This window comes from Mesorhizobium sp. M4A.F.Ca.ET.020.02.1.1, assembly GCF_004022645.1.
GTDB lineage: Bacteria > Pseudomonadota > Alphaproteobacteria > Rhizobiales > Rhizobiaceae > Mesorhizobium.
The window spans coordinates 1-3,174 of the sequence record NZ_RZOI01000693.1 but is presented as its reverse complement, the minus strand read 5'-3'; the positions used below and the strand labels follow the sequence as shown (position 1 = coordinate 3,174).

The window sequence follows — 3,174 nt, the reverse complement described above, 5'->3', positions numbered from 1 at the left end:
GTATCAGCGGCCGGACCAGAGCGCGCCTCGATCGGGGCCACCCATTTCCGCCCTGAGTCACGGATTCCGCACTGGCATGGGTTCGACCGCACCGCTGCTGATCTTCTACGCCCGCAACGATGCCCTCGGCGACGGATTGCTGAGGCTGCCGGCACTGCGGGCCGCAAGAACGGCCTTCCCGCAGAGCCACATCGTCTATGGCACAATGGGCAACTCCTCGCTCACCGGTGTCTTGCGGAAGCACGTCGCTTCCCTCATCGACGATTTCAGGGCGGTGACGCCGCTTTCGGCTGTCCTCGCCGAGTTCAAGCCGCGCGGCGGGCAAACGACGCTCGTCGATTTCCGCACCGGCGTGCCCGGCCTGCTGGTGACCGGATTGCAGCTCATCGGCCGCGGCGTTCGCTACGAGCCCAATTTTGCCGGCTATATGCTGTCCTGGCGTGCGGGCGTCAGATGGACGCTGCGTCCCGAACACAATGCCTGGCGCTACCATCGGCTGGTGGAGCGGCTGGCCGGCAGGCATCTGCCATTCGACCACAGGCTGGACGTTCCGAAGGCTGCCCGCGCCATGGCGCGTCAGTTGCGCGGCGCGGACCAGCGTCCGCTCATCCTTCTTGGCGGCAACGCCAAGGGCAACAAGTTCATGAGCGACGCTCAGGTCGCCGCCGTCGCCGGCAACCTCATCGATGCCGGCTGCCGGGTGCTCTATCTGGTCACCCCGGGCAGCGGACCGAGCCCGCAGACCCTTGCCGCGAAGGAACCCCGTCTTCAACTGGTCGGCCCGGAGCTTGGGCTCGATGCCGAAGCATTCAGCGACCTGCTGCTTGCGCTCGGCGAAATGGCGGCCGCCTATGTCGGCATGGAAGGCGGTCTGGGGCATCTGTTCGCCACCGTCATGACCCCGGCGGTGATCATCAACAATGGCGCTAACATGGAACGTTGGCGGCCGCTGTCGAACACCGTCGAGGTGGTCACCGCGCCTAGGCGCGGGCGATCGGCGAAAGTCTCCGATACGCCGGCCGAGGCGATTATCGAAGCCACCCATCGCTTGCTCGCCGCGAGCCGACGCGACCACGCCTTGCCGCGCTAGATTACGGTCAGAAAAATCAGCCGAGGAAATCGGCTCGGTGCGGCGTGAAGCTGTCGACCAGGCGCCCGGCCTCCAGCGCCCTGACGCCGTGCGGCATATTGGACGGAACGATGAAGCTGCCGCCGGCTTCCAGAACTTCGGTCCGGCCGTCGACGGTCACCTCGAAGCGGCCTTCGGCGACGTAGCTCGCCTGCACATGCGGATGCGAATGCAGCGCGCCGACGCCACCCTTGTCGAAGCCGAACTCGACCATCATCAGCTCGTCCGTGTGGAGGAGCACGCGCCGGCGGTTGCCGTCCGGCGTCGGCGTCCATGCAGCCTCGCCGGCATGCGAGAATATCTTCGTCACGGTCATCTCGCCTCTCTCAGCGCGCCAGCCAGCCGCCATCCACCGGCACCACGGCGCCATGCATATAGTCGGACGCCGGCGCCAGCAGGAACACGGCCGCGTCGCCAATGTCTTCCGGCCGGCCCCAGCGGCCGGCCGGGATGCGCGCCATGATCGAGGCGCGGCGATCGGGATCGGCGCGCAGCGCCTCGGTATTGTTGGTCTCGATATAGCCCGGCGCGATGGCGTTGACGTTGATGCCCTTCTGCGCCCACTCGCAGGCGAGCAACCGGGTGATGCCGAGCACGCCGTGCTTCGAGGCCGTGTAGGAGGCGACGCGGATGCCGCCCTGGAAGCTCAGCACCGAAGCGATGTTGACGATCTTGCCGCGCCGTCCGGGTTCGGCAAGCACATGCCGGGCAAAGCCTTGGCTGAGCATGAACACCGTCTTCAGATTGACGTCGATGACGTCGTCCCAGTCGGCCTCGGTCAACTCGACCGCATCGGCTCGCCTTATGATACCTGCATTGTTGACCAGGCCGTCGAGCGGTCCGCTGTCGCGCCAGACCCGATCGAGCATCGCCTGCGCGGCGGTCGAGTCGGCAAGGTCGCAGCGCACCGCCTCGATGCTCCCGCCGGCCGCCTCTATCCTTTCGGCGGTCTCATCCATCGCCGAGCGGCCGACGCCGATCACCGCGCCGCCGGCACGCGCGACCGACACCGCGATACCCTGGCCGATGCCGGTGTTGGCGCCGGTGACCAGGACGCGTTTGCCGGCAAGGCTGAAGGCGGAAAGGTCGGGCTCTGTCCTGCTCATGATGTCCAACACCTGTCTGTCATCGATGGCGCCGTGCCTTCGTGATCGCGCCCAACCCGATAGGCCTTCTTGGCGAGCGCATAGGCAAGTTCGCCTGCCAACTCATGCGCCTCGACCTCGCACAGCCGGTGCTCGGCGACGAGTCGCGCCAGGAAGGCACAACACATTCTAGAGCCGATCGGTAAGGCCGTGCGGGCTGACGGCAGCTTTTCCACGCCGGCATATGGCGCGCGGCCCAGCGAGCGCGCATTCGCTTCCGACGGGAACAGCAGATCCGGATCGGTCAGCGCGATCGTGGACATAACGGCTCCTCCAGGAGGGAGTACCGGTATGGTCGGACAGGAGTGATGTCAACGCGAACGGCGTTCCTGAGCCTGCTTGCGGCAGCGGGGAACAGATGATACCCCGCATCGGATCCATCGCACGGGACATCAAAATGCCGCTCCGCCGAAACCTCTCAGCGTGTTTGGTGCCATGACCCACGGCCGCCTCTCCGATGGGACGCTGCGGTCCTTGCCAAATCAGGTTTCGGTTCCAGCCTATGATCGGGACGACATCGCGCCGGGCATTGTCCATCTCGGCGTCGGCGCCTTCCACCGCGCCCATCAGGCCGCCTATGTCGACGACTGCCTGGCGGCGGGAGAGCGTGACTGGGGCATTGTCGGCGTCTCGCTGCGCAGCGCCGACACGCGCGATGCGCTGGCGCCACAGGACGGGCTCTACGCGCTGGCGATCCGCGACAGCGGCGGCGAGAGCCTGCGCGTCATCGGCTCGATCCAGTCGATGCTGGTGGCGCCCGAGGACCCAGGCGCGGTGCTGGCGGCGCTTATCGACCCGCGCACCCGCATCGTCACGCTGACCATCACCGAAAAGGCCTATCTGAGGGCAGCCGACGGCCGGCTCGACGAAACCCACCCCGACATCGTCCACGATCTGGCC

Annotated in this window: 4 protein-coding genes and 1 pseudogene; 2 read left to right on the top strand and 3 right to left on the bottom strand. The window is 66.7% G+C overall.

Annotated elements, in window-relative coordinates; translation table 11 throughout:
- Nucleotides 1–76 precede the first annotated feature (76 nt).
- The gene (locus tag EN742_RS29445) at nt 77–1,090 is read left to right on the top strand and encodes a glycosyltransferase family 9 protein (protein WP_127404733.1); all 1,014 of its coding nucleotides are present in this window, start codon (nt 77–79) and stop codon (nt 1,088–1,090) included.
- A 16-nt stretch (nt 1,091–1,106) separates the two neighbouring features.
- Here EN742_RS29445 and EN742_RS29440 read toward each other — a convergent pair whose 3' ends face one another.
- From EN742_RS29440 to EN742_RS29430, 3 genes are read right to left on the bottom strand one after another with little or no spacing between them, the layout of a single operon-like run.
- Nucleotides 1,107–1,445, bottom strand: coding sequence for a cupin domain-containing protein (locus EN742_RS29440; RefSeq protein ID WP_126057611.1), 339 nt, complete (start codon nt 1,443–1,445; stop codon nt 1,107–1,109).
- A 10-nt stretch (nt 1,446–1,455) separates the two neighbouring features.
- Nucleotides 1,456–2,235, bottom strand: coding sequence for a 2-dehydro-3-deoxy-D-gluconate 5-dehydrogenase KduD (gene kduD, locus EN742_RS29435; protein WP_127404732.1), 780 nt, complete (start codon nt 2,233–2,235; stop codon nt 1,456–1,458).
- Nucleotides 2,232–2,537 carry a hypothetical protein gene (locus EN742_RS29430; RefSeq protein WP_127404731.1) on the bottom strand — a complete coding sequence of 102 codons (306 nt, stop codon included), beginning with the start codon at nt 2,535–2,537 and terminating at the stop codon, nt 2,232–2,234. The genes kduD and EN742_RS29430 overlap by 4 nt, the downstream gene beginning before the upstream one ends.
- A 172-nt stretch (nt 2,538–2,709) precedes the next feature.
- Here EN742_RS29430 and EN742_RS29425 point away from each other — a divergent pair.
- A pseudogene (locus tag EN742_RS29425) lies at nt 2,710–3,174 on the top strand (mannitol dehydrogenase family protein); the annotation flags it as partial.

Excerpts from the sequence above, each read along its gene's own strand:
- EN742_RS29430 (WP_127404731.1), bottom strand. The coding sequence starts at position 2,537 with ATGTCCACGATCGCGCTGACCGATCCGGATCTGCTGTTCCCGTCGGAA.
- EN742_RS29445 (WP_127404733.1), top strand. The coding sequence starts at position 77 with ATGGGTTCGACCGCACCGCTGCTGATCTTCTACGCCCGCAACGATGCC.
- EN742_RS29440 (WP_126057611.1), bottom strand. The coding sequence starts at position 1,445 with ATGACCGTGACGAAGATATTCTCGCATGCCGGCGAGGCTGCATGGACG.
- kduD (WP_127404732.1), bottom strand. The coding sequence starts at position 2,235 with ATGAGCAGGACAGAGCCCGACCTTTCCGCCTTCAGCCTTGCCGGCAAA.